This window comes from Azospirillum sp. TSH20, from assembly GCF_003115935.1.
GTDB lineage: Bacteria > Pseudomonadota > Alphaproteobacteria > Azospirillales > Azospirillaceae > Azospirillum.
Genome location: NZ_LGQU01000189.1, coordinates 1 through 3635, shown reverse-complemented (window position 1 = coordinate 3635; position 3635 = coordinate 1). Strand labels below are relative to the sequence as shown.

Genomic DNA, 3635 nt, shown 5'->3' with positions numbered 1-3635 from the left:
TGTCGGCGGCCTGGATGGTGCTGATCGACTGACCCATCGCGTCCTTCAGCGACGTCAGGTCGCCGGCGCGCTGGTTCAGACCCTTGGCGGCGAAGAAGGCGGTAGGACCATCCAGAGCCGAGTTGATCTTGTTGCCCGTCGACAGGATGTTCTGCTTCTTGTCGATACCGGCCTGCGTGCTCTGCAGCTGCAGGAGGTTCGTGCGCATCGAAGCGGTCAGGGTCACATTTCCGGCCATGGTCCTAGTCTCCTTCTGAGGCTGTCCCCGCCCCTGGTCATTTGACCGGCGAGGCAACGTGCGTTTTCCTGACACCACTCTTTCAAGCGCCGTGCCAACTGCGGTGGTGTGACATAAGTGACTGATTTCGCTATCAAATAAAAATAGGTCGGCAAAAAGGGCAGGGTTGGGCCCGCGCTCCCCGGTCCGGCGTCCGAAAAACTTTCCCGGAATCTTTTGCCGCTGACGGACGGTTCTGCCGGGATGCCGGGCGGCAAGAATCTTCCCACCACCCGGCAGGCCCGGCTATGGTCGGGCTCCAAACCACGTCCCAAACATCGAACGCATGGCCCCGACGCGGGCCAAAGCAGGGAAGGGAGAAGCATCATGACCGGTCGGATCGACGCACGCCTGGCGGAGCTGGGCATCGAGTTGCCGCAGGCCGCCGCCCCGGTGGCCGCCTATGTGCCCTACACCCGTTCGGGCAACACCCTCTACATCTCGGGTCAGGTGACGGTCTGGAACGGCGAGCGCAAGTTCGTCGGCAAGGTCGGCCAGGACTTCACGGTCGAGCAGGGCAAGGAAGCCGCACGCCTGTGCGCGCTGAACATCCTGGCCCAGGCCAAGGCCGCGCTGGGCGGCGACCTGGACCGTGTCACCCGCGTGCTGCGGCTGGGCGGGTTCGTCAATTCCGGCGCCGATTTCCACGACCATCCGCTGGTCATCAACGGCGCGTCGGAACTGATGCGCGACGTCTTCGGCGAGGCCGGCCAGCATGCCCGCGCCGCCGTCGGCGCTCCGTCGCTGCCCGGCAATGTCGCGGTCGAGGTCGACGCGATTTTGGAAGTGGCCTGAGGGAGGTGGCCTGAGGAATTTACGGCGGTGACGGCGTCTTGCTGTCTTGCGGCATGAGGCCTACCTCCTTGCCAGTGTTCAAGGAGACGCATGCATGCCCGACGGCAACGATGCCATCACCGTCAAGGTTCTGACCGGGATCGGCGAGGCGGACCAGCAGGGCTGGGACGACTGTGCCGGTCCCGGCAATCCCTTCCTCTCCCACGCCTTCCTGTCGGCGCTGGAGGAATCGGGATCGGCGACCGGCAAGTCCGGCTGGCAACCCAGCCACCTCGCCGCCTATGACGGCTCCGGCCGCATGGTTGGCGCGGTGCCGGCCTATCTGAAAAGCCATTCCTACGGCGAATATGTCTTCGACCATGCCTGGGCCAACGCCTATGAGCGGGCGGGCGGAAGCTATTATCCGAAGCTGCAGGTGGCGGTTCCCTTTACGCCGGTGCCGGGGCCGCGCCTGCTGGTGGCGCCCGGTCCACGGGCCGATGCCGTCGCGGACGCGCTGATCTCGGCGCTGGAGCAGGTGGCGGAGCGTTACGGCGTCTCCTCCGCCCACGTCACTTTTCCGGAGCGCCAGGAATGGGACCGGTTGGGCGAGGCCGGCTGGCTGAAGCGGCTGGGTGTGCAATACCATTGGCACAACCGTGGTTACGGCAGCTTCGACGAGTTCCTGGAGGCGCTGAACTCCCGCAAGCGCAAGGCGATCCGCAAGGAACGGCGCGAGGTCGCGGAGAGCAGCGTGCGCCTGCACACCCTGACCGGCGACGAGCTGAAGCCGGAGCATTGGGACGCCTTCCACCGCTTCTACCTGGACACCGCCGACCGCAAATGGGGCGGCGGCTATCTCAACCGCCGCTTCTTCGACCTGCTGGGCCGGACGATGGCCGACCGGGTGGTTCTGGTGATGTGCGAGGATGGCGGGGAATGGGTGGCCGGCGCGCTGAACCTGCTGGGCGACGATGCGCTGTACGGCCGCAACTGGGGTTCCGACGGGCGCTACCGCTTCCTGCATTTCGAGGCGTGCTATTACCGTGCTCTCGATTTCGCCATTGAGCGTGGTCTGGCGCGGGTCGAGGCCGGCGCCCAGGGCGAGCACAAAATCCAGCGCGGCTATCTGCCGGTGCCGACCTACAGCGCCCATTGGATCGCCGACCCCAGCTTCCGCCGCGCGGTGGAGCGTTACCTGCAGCAGGAACGCCCCGCCGTGGAAGCGGAGATCGCGGCGCTGGACGAGGAACTGTCGCCCTACCGGCGGGAGGGCTGAGCCTTACGCCCAGCCGGCCAGCACCGCCGCGGCGTCGCTCTCCTGCACCGGCGCGCGCTCCGGCGGCGGGGCGCCGTCGACGCGCAGGCCCATCAGCGTCTCCACCAGCGGCTCCGGCCCCGGCGTGACGCGGACCTGTCCGCGCTCGGCGATGTGCGGATGGGCCGGCACCTCCGTCAGCTCCGGAACCGCTTCGAAACAGCAGTCCACCGGGTCGAGTTGGGCCTTCCACTCCGCCAGCGTCCGGGTGGCGAACAGGGCGTCCAGCTCCCCCGTCAGGTCGGTCTGGGGCATGGGATCCTCCTGCCGGGCGATCCAGTCGGGACGGCCGACCGCCTCGCAGAAGTTGGCCCAGAACTTGGCCTCCAGCGCCGACAGGGTGACGAAGCGGCCGTCGGCGGTGCGGTAGATGCGATAGCAGGCGGCGCCACCCGACAGCAGCGCCTCGCTGCGTTTCGGCATGGTGCCGCGCGCCGCCGCGGTGAGGTTCATGCCCTGCCAGCCCAGCACCGATTCCATGATCGACAGGTCGAGGAAGCAGCCCTGTCCCGTCCGTTCGCGCCCCAGCAACGCGCCCGCCACCGCCAGCGCCGTATGCTGGGCCGAGGCGAAGTCGGCCACCGGCAGATAGCTGATGACCGGCCGGTCCGGCAGTCCGGAGGCGTCCAGCCCGCCGCCGACCGCCATGTAATTCAGATCGTGCCCGGCCCGCGTCGCATAGGGGCCGTCATAGCCCCAGCCCGACAGGCTGGCATGGACCAGTCGCGGATTGATCTCCCGCAGCCGCTCGCGCCCCAGCCCCAGCTTGTCCATCACGCCGGGCCGGTAGCTTTCGATCAGCGCGTCGGCCTTCGCCAGCAGCCCTTCCAGTGCCGCACGCCCGTCGGCGGACTTCAGGTCGATGCGGATGACGGTCTTGCCGGCGTTCAGCAGCTTGTAGGCGGCGGTGGTGCCGTCGCTGTCGGTGGGGCCGAGCCGGCGGAGCGGATCGCCGGCCGGCGCCTCCACCTTCACCACGGTGGCGCCCAGGTCGCCGAGCAGCTGCGCCGCATAGGGGCCGGGCAGGTACTGGCCGAGGTCGATGACGCGCAGTCCGGACAGGAAGGGCAGGGGCATGGCGGTGCTCGCTCTTGGTTGTGGAGTGTCGGCTTCGATTGCCCCCACCCCAACCCTCCCCCGCTGGGCAGGGGAGGGGGTAAGTGCTGATGCAGGTGAGTGGCGGCAGTCCCTCCCCCGCCCAGCTCTCGCACAAAGCTATGCTTTGTGCTGACGCGGCAGGCGGACCGTAGGTCCGCTGAGAGCGGG

At 68.0% G+C, this 3635-nt stretch carries 3 protein-coding genes and 1 pseudogene; 2 read left to right on the top strand and 2 right to left on the bottom strand.

What is annotated here, in order from left to right:
• A pseudogene (locus tag TSH20_RS33590) lies at nucleotides 1–238 on the bottom strand (flagellin); the annotation flags it as partial.
• Nucleotides 239–604: 366 nt separating this feature from the next.
• On the opposite strand from TSH20_RS33590, the gene TSH20_RS33585 reads away from it, so the two are divergent.
• Together TSH20_RS33585 and TSH20_RS33580 are read left to right on the top strand one after the other, a co-directional pair.
• Entirely contained in the window at nucleotides 605–1072 is a 468-nt protein-coding gene (locus TSH20_RS33585) for a RidA family protein (RefSeq protein ID WP_085088381.1), read from the top strand.
• A gap of 94 nt (nucleotides 1073–1166) precedes the next feature.
• Nucleotides 1167–2330 carry a GNAT family N-acetyltransferase gene (locus TSH20_RS33580; protein WP_109157703.1) on the top strand — a complete coding sequence of 388 codons (1164 nt, stop codon included), beginning with the start codon at nucleotides 1167–1169 and terminating at the stop codon, nucleotides 2328–2330.
• Nucleotides 2331–2333: 3 nt separating this feature from the next.
• On the opposite strand, the gene TSH20_RS33575 is transcribed toward TSH20_RS33580, so the two are convergent.
• A complete protein-coding gene (locus TSH20_RS33575; protein ID WP_109157704.1) occupies nucleotides 2334–3446 on the bottom strand; it encodes a CoA transferase in 1113 nt (370 codons plus the stop codon).
• Nucleotides 3447–3635: the final 189 nt, after the last annotated feature.

Excerpts from the sequence above, each read along its gene's own strand:
- TSH20_RS33585 (WP_085088381.1), top strand. The coding sequence starts at position 605 with ATGACCGGTCGGATCGACGCACGCCTGGCGGAGCTGGGCATCGAGTTG.
- TSH20_RS33580 (WP_109157703.1), top strand. The coding sequence starts at position 1,167 with ATGCCCGACGGCAACGATGCCATCACCGTCAAGGTTCTGACCGGGATC.
- TSH20_RS33575 (WP_109157704.1), bottom strand. The coding sequence starts at position 3,446 with ATGCCCCTGCCCTTCCTGTCCGGACTGCGCGTCATCGACCTCGGCCAG.